Origin of the sequence: Pseudomaricurvus sp. HS19 (genome assembly GCF_009857815.1) — a bacterium.
GTDB lineage: Bacteria > Pseudomonadota > Gammaproteobacteria > Pseudomonadales > Cellvibrionaceae > Pseudomaricurvus.
In genome coordinates, this window is the sequence record NZ_WVVW01000002.1 from 184,122 (window position 1) to 198,319 (window position 14,198).

General features: G+C 55.8%; 18 protein-coding genes. 13 read left to right on the plus strand and 5 right to left on the minus strand.

Translation table 11 applies throughout. From position 1 onward, the window contains the following. Window positions 1–57: 57 nt before the first annotated feature. From GSF27_RS08550 to GSF27_RS08575, 6 genes are all read left to right on the plus strand, one after another. Window positions 58–645: a hypothetical protein gene (locus GSF27_RS08550; RefSeq protein ID WP_160967912.1), complete on the plus strand. Its 588-nt coding sequence runs from the start codon at window positions 58–60 to the stop codon at window positions 643–645. A gap of 26 nt (window positions 646–671) precedes the next feature. Next, the gene (locus GSF27_RS08555) at window positions 672–1,481 is read left to right on the plus strand and encodes a hypothetical protein (protein WP_160967914.1); all 810 of its coding nucleotides are present in this window, start codon (window positions 672–674) and stop codon (window positions 1,479–1,481) included. A 172-nt stretch (window positions 1,482–1,653) separates the two neighbouring features. After that, window positions 1,654–2,397 (plus strand): Tim44-like domain-containing protein, encoded by a 744-nt coding sequence (locus GSF27_RS08560; protein ID WP_202410362.1) that lies wholly within the window; start codon window positions 1,654–1,656, stop codon window positions 2,395–2,397. A 929-nt stretch (window positions 2,398–3,326) separates the two neighbouring features. After that, on the plus strand, window positions 3,327–3,836 hold the full coding sequence (locus tag GSF27_RS08565) for a hypothetical protein (RefSeq protein WP_160967916.1): 510 nt from the start codon (window positions 3,327–3,329) through the stop codon (window positions 3,834–3,836). Window positions 3,837–4,079: 243 nt separating this feature from the next. Beyond that, window positions 4,080–4,295, plus strand: coding sequence for a hypothetical protein (locus GSF27_RS08570; RefSeq protein WP_160967918.1), 216 nt, complete (start codon window positions 4,080–4,082; stop codon window positions 4,293–4,295). 126 nt (window positions 4,296–4,421) lie between these two features. Then, window positions 4,422–4,898: a hypothetical protein gene (locus tag GSF27_RS08575; RefSeq protein WP_160967920.1), complete on the plus strand. Its 477-nt coding sequence runs from the start codon at window positions 4,422–4,424 to the stop codon at window positions 4,896–4,898. A gap of 94 nt (window positions 4,899–4,992) precedes the next feature. Here the strand turns inward: GSF27_RS08575 and GSF27_RS08580 are convergent, their stop codons facing one another. The 3 genes from GSF27_RS08580 to GSF27_RS08590 all read right to left on the minus strand — a co-directional run bounded on the left by GSF27_RS08580 (window position 4,993) and on the right by GSF27_RS08590 (window position 7,049). Then, on the minus strand, window positions 4,993–5,736 hold the full coding sequence (locus tag GSF27_RS08580; RefSeq protein ID WP_160967922.1) for an SDR family NAD(P)-dependent oxidoreductase: 744 nt from the start codon (window positions 5,734–5,736) through the stop codon (window positions 4,993–4,995). A 90-nt stretch (window positions 5,737–5,826) separates the two neighbouring features. Continuing rightward, window positions 5,827–6,276 (minus strand): MarR family winged helix-turn-helix transcriptional regulator, encoded by a 450-nt coding sequence (locus GSF27_RS08585; RefSeq protein WP_160967924.1) that lies wholly within the window; start codon window positions 6,274–6,276, stop codon window positions 5,827–5,829. Window positions 6,277–6,416: 140 nt separating this feature from the next. Further along, complete coding sequence (locus tag GSF27_RS08590) at window positions 6,417–7,049, minus strand: OsmC family protein (RefSeq protein ID WP_160967926.1); 633 nt, start codon at window positions 7,047–7,049, stop codon at window positions 6,417–6,419. A gap of 139 nt (window positions 7,050–7,188) precedes the next feature. Between GSF27_RS08590 and GSF27_RS08595 the strand changes: the two genes are divergently transcribed. The 7 genes from GSF27_RS08595 to GSF27_RS08625 all read left to right on the plus strand — a co-directional run bounded on the left by GSF27_RS08595 (window position 7,189) and on the right by GSF27_RS08625 (window position 12,258). Continuing rightward, on the plus strand, window positions 7,189–7,863 hold the full coding sequence (locus tag GSF27_RS08595) for a helix-turn-helix domain-containing protein (RefSeq protein WP_160967928.1): 675 nt from the start codon (window positions 7,189–7,191) through the stop codon (window positions 7,861–7,863). 108 nt (window positions 7,864–7,971) lie between these two features. Beyond that, window positions 7,972–8,649 (plus strand): type 1 glutamine amidotransferase domain-containing protein, encoded by a 678-nt coding sequence (locus GSF27_RS08600; protein WP_160967930.1) that lies wholly within the window; start codon window positions 7,972–7,974, stop codon window positions 8,647–8,649. Between the two features lie 65 nt (window positions 8,650–8,714). After that, window positions 8,715–8,912: a CPXCG motif-containing cysteine-rich protein gene (locus GSF27_RS08605; protein WP_160967932.1), complete on the plus strand. Its 198-nt coding sequence runs from the start codon at window positions 8,715–8,717 to the stop codon at window positions 8,910–8,912. 90 nt (window positions 8,913–9,002) lie between these two features. Next, window positions 9,003–9,467 carry a protein tyrosine phosphatase family protein gene (locus tag GSF27_RS08610; protein ID WP_160967934.1) on the plus strand — a complete coding sequence of 155 codons (465 nt, stop codon included), beginning with the start codon at window positions 9,003–9,005 and terminating at the stop codon, window positions 9,465–9,467. Between the two features lie 22 nt (window positions 9,468–9,489). Next, window positions 9,490–9,873 (plus strand): DUF302 domain-containing protein, encoded by a 384-nt coding sequence (locus GSF27_RS08615; RefSeq protein WP_160967936.1) that lies wholly within the window; start codon window positions 9,490–9,492, stop codon window positions 9,871–9,873. Window positions 9,874–10,016: 143 nt separating this feature from the next. Next, entirely contained in the window at window positions 10,017–10,745 is a 729-nt protein-coding gene (locus GSF27_RS08620; protein WP_160967938.1) for a hypothetical protein, read from the plus strand. A gap of 124 nt (window positions 10,746–10,869) precedes the next feature. Beyond that, window positions 10,870–12,258 carry a glutamine synthetase family protein gene (locus GSF27_RS08625; protein WP_160967940.1) on the plus strand — a complete coding sequence of 463 codons (1,389 nt, stop codon included), beginning with the start codon at window positions 10,870–10,872 and terminating at the stop codon, window positions 12,256–12,258. 81 nt (window positions 12,259–12,339) lie between these two features. Here GSF27_RS08625 and GSF27_RS08630 read toward each other — a convergent pair whose 3' ends face one another. Beyond that, on the minus strand, window positions 12,340–13,344 hold the full coding sequence (locus GSF27_RS08630) for a HupE/UreJ family protein (protein ID WP_160967942.1): 1,005 nt from the start codon (window positions 13,342–13,344) through the stop codon (window positions 12,340–12,342). Beyond that, window positions 13,344–14,189, minus strand: coding sequence for a peptidyl-prolyl cis-trans isomerase (locus GSF27_RS08635; protein WP_160967944.1), 846 nt, complete (start codon window positions 14,187–14,189; stop codon window positions 13,344–13,346). Before GSF27_RS08635 ends, GSF27_RS08630 begins: the two co-directional genes overlap by 1 nt. Between the last annotated feature and the right edge of the window lie 9 nt (window positions 14,190–14,198).

The following is a 14,198-nucleotide window of genomic DNA, read 5'->3' on the forward strand; positions in this document are numbered from 1 at the left end:
AATTACAACTCTCGGCCAAGTTTCGAGAATTCATCAATCCAATTAAAAGCTAGAAAAATGAGAGCAATTATATTTGCAATAGTGTCATCGATTCTAATTTCCGGATGCTCCACCTCTCCATTTTGTTCAATAAATTGCGCATCAGAGCATGAATCGACCTTTAATGGTGAAAAAGAAGTACTACTTACTCCGGGATTTGTTTACAGGAGCAACACGGGAATTTCCGGTAGCGACTTGAGAATGGGAGCATACTGGAGCTCATCTCTGGGTGGATCAAGCGTAATTTTGATCGTGCTACCGCACAAAGACACCCCACCGATGACTGGAGCAAAATTAAGCTTCAACATAAACGGCAACATTAATACTTATGCAGCAGTAATGAAAGAAAGCATACCCAACTTCCATCCCAGCACCCATTCAGACACATACTTCTCCCCAAATGTGATAAATCAGATGCATGCTCAATACTTTTTGATTACCGAAGAGCTTCTAAACTCCATCGTGAGCGCCAAAGACGTCCGCGTACGGATTGACCTGGAGAACACCTACTTAGAAGGTGTTTTTAGTGACAGCAGTAGCTCCGCAGCCAAAAGTGGGTTCATAGACTTTTCCAGGAAACTGAGATCGTCACGAGACAAATCATAAACGTTATCTGAACCAATGATAGCCCCATGCATATCAACGAGATCAGGGCTTTAGCCAAAATGGAAGACCATTTGAAAAAAATATATCTCCACATAGGAACACACAAAACCGGCTCCACATCGCTGCAAAGATGGCTGCTAGAACATGAGCCTCTGTTACAGGATAACGGCTACAGCTTTTATCATGGGCAGCACATCCGCAACAACCATGTTGAGCTGTACTTGGCTGCCATGCGATATGACCGGGACTCGTTCGGAAAACAGTCAATGGACGGCGTCATTTTTGATGAAGATTACACGAACTCTACATCCTCTCGAGTGAAAAGATTCCTGGAAGAGTCTGAATGCCAGAAGGTATTATTATCCACGGAAGGCCTTTCGCTTCTGAGACATCAGGACGAGATCAAGCGGTTACGCCAGATCTTAGGAACCAATTATGAATCGGCAACAGTTATTGTCGCCCTAAGAAACCGAGCGGACTACCTTAATTCCTACCGGCTCCAGCTAAAAAAGAAAAAAGGAAGAAAGCCCTCAAAGGATTATTGGTCAGCACTCTATGTTGAAGATGATACCTGGCTTACTGATTACGACAGTCTTCTGAAGGTATACGAGGATGAATTCGGGAAAGACAACATTCATATTATTGACTATGACGAACAGATGAGGTGCAGGAACAATATTATTCCTGCATTTCTAGAAGCTATTGGCTTCGAAAAGCATGCAGAAGTTGAAGCTGGCGTTAACTCCTATGCCGACAACCAAACTCTAACTTCTAAAGATAACTACTCAGCAGAGAGCCCGGTTCGCTCTGTACTACGAAGACTGGGAATTGGATAAAAGATCCATGGGCCAATACAGGGCCCATGGGGTGGAAAAATCGACCAATAGGGTTGAAATGGCCATCACTCACCCAGATCCCATTAATCCCCGGAATCATTCAAATCTGCTTTTTGGCCGTCTAACCAGATCATCCACCCCATTATGGATAACACCAGCAGGGACACACAGCATGATCAGCAAGAAACTCTCATTTCTAGCCCTTACCACGGCGGCTATATTCTTGATCGCAGACCCCGCGCTGGCGGGCCCGGGCGGGAAGATTGCCAGTGCAGCGTTTGAAACCGTTTGGGGGAAAATCATACTCGCAGTGTTGTTCGTAGTCTTTATGCCCTTGATTGTCAGCGTGCTGTGGCGGGAAAAGGTGGCTGAGCGTCGCGCAAGAAAGGACCTGCGGTTTATGTCCACATACAGCCCGAACTTTGAATGGTTAAGGGTGCAGGGGCGGGCAGTGGAGTGCTTCTACCGCGTTCACTCCGGCTGGGGGACCGAAGACCTGTCTGATACCTCCGGATGGATGACCGACTGGTATTGGCAGAATCAACAGCTGGCACATCTGGACAGGTGGCAGAAGGCAGGGCTGCAGAACATCTGCAACGTAAAGAAGATCACCAATATCAAGCCGCTGCTCTTTGTGCACAGAAACCAGGGCGCAGAGCATGAGGACTCCATGGTGGTAATCTCCATATCCGCGACTATGCAGGACTACCTGCAGGACCGCAGAACCGGGAAGATTGTTGAAGGTAGCAAGCGCTATAAAGATGTGGAAACCGTCTGGTCATTTACATTGGAAGACGGACAATGGAAGGTTGCAGCCATTGAGGAATCCAGTATGTCCCTGGCTTACGCGAAGCTGGTAAAAGAGCTGCCGGATATCGAGACAACCGCATCCATGAGTCCGCGCGCCCGACGGTGAGGCAAGCTGTTAGTTAGTCCGTCCAATCAGGACCTATGGATTCATGCCCCTTTGAAACAGAGGAGCTTATTCCCGCAGGAACAGCAACAATACCTTATCAACTTTTCCCATTACTCTTACATTGATGATCCGCCCCCTGCCAGACAACAACAGGAGTTTAAAATTGGTTGCACGACACAATTACCACTGCGATGAATGTGGTCACAACACCTTTACCCTCTCACGCCTTGTCCTGGATATGCCCGGAGACAGGGATGACTCCGGGCCTTCCTCCTGGGTGCTCCTCAGCTGCTCCGCCTGCAACGCTAACGCGACCCATCTCCTGCCCATGACCAGCGATTCCCGCCGGAGTCCAGCGCAGACTGTTAAGGATCATACAGCATTTCCATTCGACGCCGGGACAGACGCCCCAACGACGGTCTTTCCTCACGTACCGCCACCTGTTGACCCGAACCAAATTCCACCAGCCAGGTCGCCGGCAAAAACCCTGAACCACTGTACCCACTGCGGCGAAGGTGTTGAGCCATACCGCTACTCATCCATGGAATACACTCACGTCTATCGGTCCGGACTATTTCCAGCAGAGGACAGCGCTGATAACATTCCCGAATCAGATTATTACTATTGTGACAACTGCCAAAAGAAGCACCCCGCTCCAACAAGGTTGAATACTGGCTTTAGCTGCCCGACCTGCAGTGCTTTTATGCCCTTTTTTGTTCGCCATTGCGGAGCTTGTGGAACAGAGATCCGGGATTTGAAATTTTAATAACGAGCATCCAGGCACAGGTCCATGGATGGCCCTCTCGCACCGCGGCGCAGTGAAGCGGAAGGGGTGACATACCCACCCCAATCAGATTGAAAAGAAAGCGCCACAGGGAGCGAGGCATAATCGACATGCGACCTGTCTTGAAAAGATCATGGAGGACACGATGAAAGAGCTAACACCCAGGGATAAAGGTCACATCCAGCGCTTTAAGGAAACCACCAGATCAGACATCACTGACCTGGATCTCTACCTGTCGGGTGAATGGGAGTGGGATGAGCTCTGGGACTACAATTTCGACCAGGTAAACACTTCCCTCCTGAGATGCCGTTGTACATTTGAGGGACTCAGGGCATCCGGGCGCCACAAGGGTTACCCCAGGAGCATAAAGGACCTCGAACGCCAGGGTTGCCAGTTCACCCTTATCGCCGGCGGCGGCAGCTGGTACGAGGATGCCTGGTACCAATGCTCCTGCGGCCAGAAATGGGAAGAGACGTTTGTGGAAGCCATGCAGTACATGGGCAATCATGCCCGCCCCATCGACGATAACGAATTTGAACAGATACATGCGGAAATCGAGACCATGGGGCAATCACTGGCCTCTGCCTCAACCCCGCAGGATGCAAGCACTCTATATAACGCGTTCGAGCTTGAAGCTGACAAGCTGCCTGCCTAAGCGCCAGTCAGCGGAACAGTACGAGGGACGGGTTCAGTCGCGGCTTTTACGACAGCTTCCTTCCCGGAACCGTTGTGCTGGCACACGATAACCAACAGTTTATTGCAGAAACACGCAAGATCATGGAAGCCTTCTGCGCAACCTCCTGGTCTATACAGGAAGGGACAGAACCTGAATCAGCTCATCACGTTACCCATAGCTGGCAGATAATTCCTCTTCCGAATCGATCTGGCAGGTGCATTTATGATTATCGAAATCATTAAACCAGTTTCCCGGTGCCAAACTGAAGAGGATATCTTCTACCAGCGTCTCACCGATATCGACGGGGCTGATCACATCACCACCGTTGGCAGCAGGATCCAACTCACTATTACCGCCAGCACCGCCAGCGTGGTACTGGAGCAGGTCACCGCCATTTGCGATATGTGGCATACCCGCTGGGATATCGTTTCCAACTAGCCAGCCTGTTGTGTAGCCCCGACAGCCTCGTTCACCGCAGGCACCTTACTCGCTTGTCCGTCCAATATATGCAGAAGAAGTACGTTAACCTGCATCGAACCGGCAACCAGAGGAAAAAGGCTGTTTATGATTATCCGGCTCTCACCACCCCATACCCTTGCTCTCCTGCCCCTGCTTATCGGCTCACTCACACTGAGCCAAGCCACTCTCGCCTGCCCTGACCTTATTGGAACCTGGAAATCTTCAAAAGAGATCAGCCTGCAGTATTACGACAGCACACCCGACGCCATTGCAGAAGTGCGACATTTTTTAGAACAGATTCTGGGACGTACAGAGATCACCTACACCGACAGCACCATCCGCAACCATGGCAAGGAACCGGTGGAGGTCGAGATATACGGCCAGACAGGCATACTCAGGTCGGAAGAGAGATCGGCAAACTACGAGATGATCGCCTGCGACGATGCCTCTGTAACCATAAGGATTCAGGACTCGGAGTTTGAAGGCACCGAGGTAAAAGCCCACTTCATCGACGAGAATACCTACTGGTATACAGATGAAGAGTTACCGGATATCCGGGAATACTTTTTGCGCCGCCGGTGACACAGGGCACCGCTAATTGCACGAGGGGGGGGTAGAACGGAACATGACAACGATACGGCACAGCTGCCGCCATATCGTTGCCACTGACAGCGTCTTACTGGATGTAGGCGCCACCACAGACCGGATTGTAGGTTCCGGTAATGTGCGCGCTGGCTTCACTGGCCAGGTAGCGTACGGTGTTGGCCACGTCTTCCGGGGTGGCAATTTTCTGGGTTGGGGTACTCATGCGAATGTACTCCTTGAACTCTTCCGGCGCGTCTTTAGTCGCATCGGTGGCTACCAGTCCAGGGGCAACTATGTTCGACGTGATTCCCAACGGACCCAGCTCCTGGGCCAGGTACTTGCTGAAGCTGTCCAGCGCGCCCTTGGCCGAGCCGTGGGAGATAAAGCTGGGGGCCGGCATCTCTGACAGGGTGCTGGAGATAAACACCAGACGACCAAAGCCTTTCTCTTTCATGCTCACAGTGGCCAGCTTGGCTGTGGCGAAAGCCGCGTGCATCTCGTCGTTCAGCTTCTGCGCGAACTCGTCCCACGTCTGCTCCATAAACGGCTTGGGAACAAAATTCATGTTGGCATTGGAAACCAGCACATCCACACCGCCGTACTGCTCAGTAATGCCGGCAAACATCGTCTGCAGCTGGTCGTCGTTGCGCACATCCGCCTGCACTGGATAGGCTTCGCCATCACTGCTGTTAATTTCTGCCGCCAGATCCTCTGCGACCTGGGCACTGTTTACATAGTTAATAAACACCCGATAGCCGTCTGCGGCCAGAGCCCTGGCAGAAGCTGCCCCAATACCGCGTGCACCGCCTGTGATAAGAGCATTGCGTTTTGTCATGTTACCTCCTGAAGCGTTCATCTGGGGTTGAGTCTTTCTTTGGTTAAGCCTGTCTTTGGTTAAGCCACTGCCGGATTGAAGCATCCGGACTCAGGATTGATTCAATGTCCTGAGGTTATTGATCACGTCCGCGAGCTGCAGCTGGCTGAGGGTCAGCGCCTCAGGATCCAGGCCTGCCTGCGCATCACGCAGCACACCCCTGGCGATGTCGTAGCACTGCCTCGCCACGTTTTCGGCGTTAGGCGTCAGCACAATAAGTTTTTGCCGGGCGTCTTCGGCGCTCTTCTGCCAGGCTACCCAGCCCCGCTTTTCCAGCCCGCTGACCGAACGGCTGATGGTCGACTTCTCCAGATAGAGCATCTCGCCCAACTGCCCCTGGGACATCGCACCACCATTGATCAGCACCTGGATCACGCCCCACTGCTCAGCGGTCATTTCAATACCCGCCTCCCGGAAACGCCGGGTAAGGAGCTTATTGAATAACCGGCTCGCCAGTCCTGTCTGGTGCCCCAGCGATTGCGTGTGCGTATATCCGGACATACACCAGCGCCTCCTGCTGCCATTTAGTTGTATATACAACTATATTAACCACATGGCAGTGCCGTGTAAACCCCGGGAAGCCAACACCTCCCCACCGGCGCCGACACCCGATGACCAGTCGGCCATCGGGTGCAGTGGGTTTACGCCGGTTGCTGCTGCCTGACTTCAAGGGTATTCGCGGGAGCCAGGCCGCCTGCAACCCGGGTGGTCAGGGTGCAGGCGGCGGGGTTACGCAAGGTCTGCAAAACGATGCAACTCTGCTCCGCCGCGTTTATCAGCAGCTCAACCAACTTGCCGTCCCCGTCACCGGCATCAATATCCACACAGACGTCAAAGCCCTGGAACGCTACCGGGGTCTCCTTGTCCACCCGCAAGGTGCCACGCACATCCACCCGTCCCTCTACCTGCACGGCCAATGACCGCAGCACCAACCCCAGTTTGTTGGCGATGATGCGCAGGGTACTGTCCAGGCATGCAGCCAGCGCACCACACAGCAGGTCACCGGGGGTGGGGAAGTCGCACTCGCCACCCACCGCAGTGTGTACCCCCACGGGAACGGAATGCGGCAGGTGTCGGGTAAGCCGGACTTCGGCATAGAGTGGCGACGCCGCGGGTACCCTCTCACTGGAGGTGCTGGCGTAGTCCACCACCATGGCGCCGGCCGCTCCCTCCGGCCCGGAGCGGTAGGCTTGCGTCAGGGGAGCCTGGCGCTTGTTCATGCACTCGGTGGTGGAATCACAGGCAAGTGCTATAACGTTATTCGTAAGGTTCATGGCGTTAATCTCCAAAGGAAAGTGTCATTGGCAGAATATCGCCGGGACTGCGCCCGAAGCAGTGCACCATCAGTAGCAAACGGATCTTCCACACGTAGCAAAGCGCTACGTAAAACGTAGTAACCCGGGAACCCCCATCATGAATACCCCTGGCAGCCTGTGCCCTACGGTCAAGGCGCTGGATATTGTCGGCGACAAGTGGACGCTGCTGATCCTGCGTGAGCTCTTTTTTGGCTCATACCGTTACAACCAGTTTCAGCGTGCCATGCCACGCATATCCCCCACGGTGCTCAGCAAGCGCTTGAAGCACCTGGAGAACAGCGGTCTTATCGTGCGCAAATCCGCTGCCGGTCAGAAAAATGTGGAGTACCGTCTCACCAAGTGTGGCCGGGAGTTGGGCCCGGTAGTGGACGGACTGGCCCGCTGGGGGCTGCGCTGGGCGCGGGATCACATGTGCAACGCCGATCTCGATGCGGGCAGTTTTATGTGGGATTTTCACCGCACGCTCAAGACGGATGAGCTACCGGAAGGTGAAACCATTTTCTGTGTCATTCTGGATGGCGTGAAATGGTGGCTGATCGCAGGCCAGGAAGTGGTCGACCTGTGTAACGAAGACCCGGGCCGGGAAGTGGATATTTACCTGACCGGATCGCTGCCGGTACTGGCCGAACTGTGGATGGGAGACTCCGGCGTCGGGGAGGCGATTCGCGATAAGACGCTGCTGGTCAGCGGCTCCAGCCACCTGACCCGCACTATCGCCCGCTGGTTTCCAAGATCCAGCTACGCAGATGTGCGCGCGGAACGATTTATGTAGACCGCTGCCCATAGACTACGAACACTCTGCTAACGAGTGCCTGGCCTGCCAGGCTGAGCGACTGAAAACGACAGTTACAAGACAACAGACTTACAAAGGAGCCCGGCAATGAAAGTACTGATAGTCCTGACCTCTCACGACCAACTGGGAAATAGCGGTGAAAAAACCGGATTCTGGCTGGAAGAGTTCGCCTGCCCTTACTACCGCCTGCTGGACGCCGGCGCGGAGATCACCCTCGCCTCACCCAACGGCGGACAACCGCCACTGGACCCCAAGAGCCACGCGCCAGACTTCCAGACCGATGATACCCGTCGTTTTGATAATGACCCGGCGGCACAGCAACAACTGGCCAATACCCATAAACTGGCAGACATGAAGGCGGAAGCGTTCGACGGCATCTTCTACCCCGGCGGGCATGGGCCGCTGTGGGACCTGCACAGTGACTCGCACTCCATAGCCCTGATCGAAGCCTTCCTGGCCGCCGGCAAACCGGTTGCCGCCGTATGCCATGCGCCGGCGGTATTGCTGCAAGCCAAACAAGCCAACGGTGATCCGCTGGTGAAAGGGGTAAAGGTAACCGGCTTCAGCAATGCCGAAGAAGCGGCAGTAGGTCTGACCGACGTCGTACCATACCTTCTTGAAGAGCAACTGAGCAGCCTTGGAGGCCTGTACCAGAAGGTCGATGACTGGAACCCGTTGGCAGTGGTCGATGGCCTGATCATCACCGGACAAAACCCAGCTTCATCTGAAGCGGTGGCCAACGCCCTGATCAGGGCACTGCGTTAACGGCAGCAAAGCCCCACCACGCACAGGGCAATCCCTTGCAATGACAACCACAAGGCAGGCTACCCGTGGAGCAGATATTCGAAAAAGCGATCAGCTGCCCCTATTGCGGCGAGCAGATCAGTGTGCTGATAGATACCCAGGAAGTTGGCCAGGAGTATATTGAGGATTGTCAGGTCTGCTGCCGGCCAATTGTGTTTCACCTTTGGGGCAACCCCGGGGAAAACATAGAGGTCGTGGTGCAGACCGAAGACGATACCTTCTGAGGTCCGGGGAGTGAAGCAGCTGAGAGTTTCAGCAATTCCTGATCTCGCTCCGCTACCGGCAACAACCAGTAAACAATCGGTAATTCCAACATGGATGACATCAGGGCCTATTTCAGAGTCGACGAACATCTGGCCACCTCCGGGCAGCCAACCGCAGAACAATTTGCCGGGATCGCCGCTGCCGGCTATTCCCTGGTCATCAACCTGGCCCTGCCTACCAGCAGCCACGCGGTTGCCAACGAGCAGGAAATTGTTGAATCCCTGGGAATGGAATACGCACACATTCCCGTCAGTTGGGAAGAGCCCCAACTGGAAGACCTGTACCGGTTCTTTGACGTTATGCAGGCAGCACAGGCGCAGAAGGTCTGGGTGCACTGCGCCCTCAACATGCGGGTTTCATGTTTCGTCTATCTCTATCAATCCATGGTGCTCGGGCTTCCGGAAGAGCGGGCTGCCTATCCCATGTCAGAAATCTGGCAACCCGACGGCGCCTGGGAAGCACTGATTCATGCGGCAAAATCCCGCCTGGGCATGCAGCCAGACAGTCAGGATTAACACCACCACCAAGGGAGTCACCATGTACACCATCGCTGACAGCAGCAAGACATTCGATAGCTTGTGTCAGGACCTGGAAGAGGCTGTCAAAAACAACGGCTTTGGGGTTCTGCACATCCACAACCTGGGTGACACCTTGAGAAGCAAGGGACTCACCTACAGCGAAGAGTGCAAGGTGTTTGAGGTTTGCAACCCGGTCCAGGCTTCGAAAGTACTGGCCATCGATGTACGCCTGAATATGGCCCTGCCCTGCCGGATCTCCGTGTATACCGACCGGGGAAGCGTAAAAATCGGCTACATTGATCCGGGTGCCATGCTCAGTTCACTGTCCAGCGACCCGGCACTGGTTGCCATTGCGGAAGAGGTTGAATCATCTATGCTTAATATCCTGCAACAAGCCCAATAGCGCTTCATACAGGAGTGATTCGGTCCCGGCGCCTGCTCACCGGCGAGGTTAAATGGTACAGGCAAGGGTCGGATCAGCCGGCCTGAATCCTGTGAGCGTGTCGCGACGACCAGTCGCGGCTGGCAATCATTGGGGGCATGGTCATGAACACATCCGCACAAAGCCGTTCCGGTCAGGAACAGAGAGAGCGCCTCTTTTTCCTCGGCATGGCACTGTTTATTACAGTTACCGTCGCATCAGCGTTTGGCCTGTTCTTTAAAGCCGGTTACTCCAGTTTCAGCGCACCCTGGTGGGTGCACCTGCACGCGGTCTCTTTTATGGGTTGGATCGGCCTCTACCTGACACAGAATATCTTCGTCTACAGGGACAACCTGACATACCACCGCAAGCTCGGGCGTCTGGGTGCGGTCTATGCAGCGTGGGTAATATTGGTGGGACTGGTGCTGACGCCAGTCACCCTCGCCGTGGGTCGGGTGCCGCCCTTTTTCACATCTGCCTACTTTCTGGCGCTGGACTGGACCAACATCACGGTTTTCGCCGTGCTGTTCTATGCCGCAATTATTAACCGCAAGCGCACCGACTGGCACCGACGCCTGATGCTGTGCGCCACCATCAGCCTGATCGCTCCCGCGTGGGGAAGACTGATTGTACTGGCGGGCTATATGATGACCACACTGAATGATGTGGGCGCCTTGCTCGGCTATGTTGTGATCGCCATGCTGGCCGATCGCCTGATCAACAAACGCGTACACCCGGCCTACTACTGGGGCGCTGCCACGCTGGTCTCAATGGGTATAGTGATAGAACTGCTGTCACGGGTTCCACTTTTCGTGCAGCTGGCAACCATGTTTGCTGGACAGCCCCCATCCTGAACGGATCAGGCAATGGAGCTTGACGATCCATGATGCAGTCGAAACTACCCGACGGCATCCAGTCTGGGCGACCTGCACGCATTTCGCTACACTGACTCCTCTGCTTTCAGGCACCGGAGTACCCATGAGCCGCACCAAAGAACAATCCTGGCTGGACGCACTGCCACAGGCGTTCCAGAAATATCGCAACGGTCGCAAGATCGATGAAGTGGAATGCATTGTCCCCGACCTGAACGGCATGTCCCGCGGCAAGGCCATGCCACTGAACAAATTTTCACCGGACACCCCCATCTTCCTGCCCATCTCCATCTTCTACCAGACCATTACCGGCCAGGATGTGGATATGGAGATCAGTAACCAGTGGGCGGAAACCGATATGGTGCTGGTGCCGGACATGTCCACGGCCATGGCGGTACCCTGGGCCAAGGAAGCCACCCTGCAGATTATTCACGACCTGCAGGACCACGAGGGTAATCCCATCGCCTGCGCACCACGCAATATCCTCAAGCGGGTTATTGAGTTGTACCGCCAGTCCGACTGGCAACCGGTGGTAGCGCCGGAGCTGGAGTTTTACCTGATCCAGCCCAACATCGACCCCAATGAACCGATTCAACCGCCGGTGGGGCGTACCGGACGCTCCGGCACGGCGTTGCAGTCCTACTCCATGTCCGCCGTCGATGAGTATGGTCCGGTAATCGACGCCATCTACGACTACGCCGAAGACGCCGGCCTGCACATCGACTCGGTAATCCAGGAGGATGGCGCCGGCCAGGTGGAATTCAACCTCAGCCATGGCGACCCATTGCTGCTGGCCGATCAGGTTTTCTATTTCAAACGCATTATCAAGGAGGCCGCCCTCAACAACGGCCTGTTTGCCACCTTTATGGCCAAACCCATGCGTGACCAACCCGGCAGTGCCATGCATGTGCACCAGAGCGTGGTGGACATTCACACTGGCAAAAATATTTTCTCCGACGCCAACGGTGATGCCACTGACCTGTTCCGCTATTTTATCGGCGGCACCCAGAAACATCTGGTCGAGGTGATGCCGTTGATCGCGCCGAACGTAAACTCCTACCGCCGCTTCGAATCGGAAGCCAACTCCAGCGCCCCCACCAACATCGCCTGGGGACACGACAACCGGGCCACCGGTTTACGTATCCCCAACTCCGGCGCCCAGGATCGCAGGCTGGAAAACCGGGTTATCGGCGTGGACACCAATCCCTATCTGGCGATAGCCGCCAGTCTCGCCTGTGGCTACCTGGGCATGATCAATAAGGTGGAACCCAGCGAGGCCCTGGCCGGGGAAGTGGACGAGGAACAGAAGGCGCAAGTCTCTATCCCCACCACCTTCAACGAAGCCCTGAGCAATTTTGCCGAGGCGCAGGAGATTCGCCAGCTGCTGGGCGAGGATTTCTGCCAGCTGTATGGCGAGATCAAGAAAGAGGAGTTGCGGCAGTTCCACCGCGAGATTTCCCCGTGGGAGCGACAGCATTTGCTGCTTAGCGTGTAGCGGGACCAGCTGATTTCAATGTAACCCGCAGCCAAACGAATTTATGGCGCGGCTGCGGAAAACACTGAAACGTGGAGTTGCCTACAGACTCAGCAACCGCCCCACAAACCAGACGCTGGCAATCACACCGATGGGCCATGACAGCCAGCGGCCACTGGTGACGCCGGCAGGAATGCCCGCCGACAGCTTGTCCGCCGCACGACGCACACCCCACGCCAGCAACACCATCGCCAGCACAAACAACAACTGACCCGCCTCAATGCCGAGGTTGAAAGCCAGCAGCGACAGCGGCAGTTCATGCTCCGGTAGACCGATCTCCCGCAACGCACCGGCGAACCCCAGGCCGTGCAGCAGACCAAACAGGGTTGCTACCTGCCAGGGACGGCGCCACATCAGGCTGTTGCTCTGGCCACGGGCAATCTCCGCCGCCACAAACACGATGCTTAACGCGATCAGTACCTCCACTACTCCGCTGTCCAGCACCAGCAGGTTGAGGGTCGCCAGGCTGATGGTGAGCGCGTGTCCGAGCGTAAAGCCGGTGACGGTCATAACAATACTGCGCGGTGCACGCGCAATCAGCAGCAGGCAGATCAGGAACAGCAGGTGGTCGAAGCCGATAAGGATATGATGCACACCGGCGCTCACGTAGCCGGTGAAGATACCCAGCGGTGTCTGCTGTCCGTGCAACTGAAGCTCTGTCGCTCCGGATGAAGCGACCACCGTATTGCGCTGTCCGCTGATATAGCTGCTGCGCAGGAGGATAGGAGAACTGCCGGTATAGCCCTGATAGGCCAGTGTCAGGCGGCCGGGAGCCATATCAGCAGGGCAGCCAATGTGCAGCAACGTACCTTTGGCTGCGGTGACCGTACAGGGTGCGGTCACACCCACCTGCGGTAGCGCGCCCTGCGGCCAGGTGGGCGGGTACTGTGCCGACAGGCTGTAGCCGGTAGAACTGAGCTGGGTCAGGCTGAATACAATGGGCAGTGACTCATGCGCCCGGGCTGGTAACGCCAGCAACTGTGCCAGCAGCACCTGGAGCAGAACAGCCACCAGCGCCGACAGGCGTCGATTTGCAAACCGCGCCATCACATATCCACCAGCGCCGGTGCCACTTCGATCCGATAGCCCTCGGCGATACGCGCCACCGCCTGTGCCTGCGCCTGCTCTTCACGCTGCTGCAGTACCCCGCGGGTCAGGCTAGCCCGCAACTGTTCAAAGTCCGGTTCCTGCCGCGGCTGCTGCTGGTCAATACGTACCAGATGGATACCATGGGGCGATTCAATCGGGCCCTGCCAGTGACCGTCGGCAGGCAGCGCAAACAACCGCGCTGCCGCCTCACCCCACTCGGACTGCAGCGACGACTCGGTCACGGCGGAGCGGTTGCGCTGGTACGGGTAGCGATCGCCCATGGCCAGCCAATCACTGCCGTCAGCGACAGTGAGGGCATCACGGGCCGCCGCCAGCGCCGCATCGCGACCACGCCGGTCGCTGTCAAAAAAGATCTGCGAATAGCTGATGCTGGCGCTTTGCACATAGCGCTGGCGATTGGCGTCGTAGTAGCTCCGTAACTCCTCTTCGGAGACAGCCGCGTCGCCGGTCTCCTCTGAACCCGCCGCACTGAGACTGAACCTGAGCGACTGGATCAGGCGCCGGCGTATGGCAGCATCATCCCGGTCCAGACCCAGCGCCAGCGCCTCGCGGAACAGCGCTTCATCGCGTACATACTGATCCACCAGTGCCTGCCGCTCCTGTGGCGAAAGACTGGCCAGTGTGGCGTCACTGAACTGACCACTGCGATCGGTCAGGTAGACAGACAGTGCCTGCTCATCCACCACGATCACACGCTCATCACCCCGGTTGAGCCCGGCCACATCCATCGCCACGTAGATCGCGAGGCCCGCCAGCAGGAACAGCACCAAGGGGTCTTTCACTAACCCGTT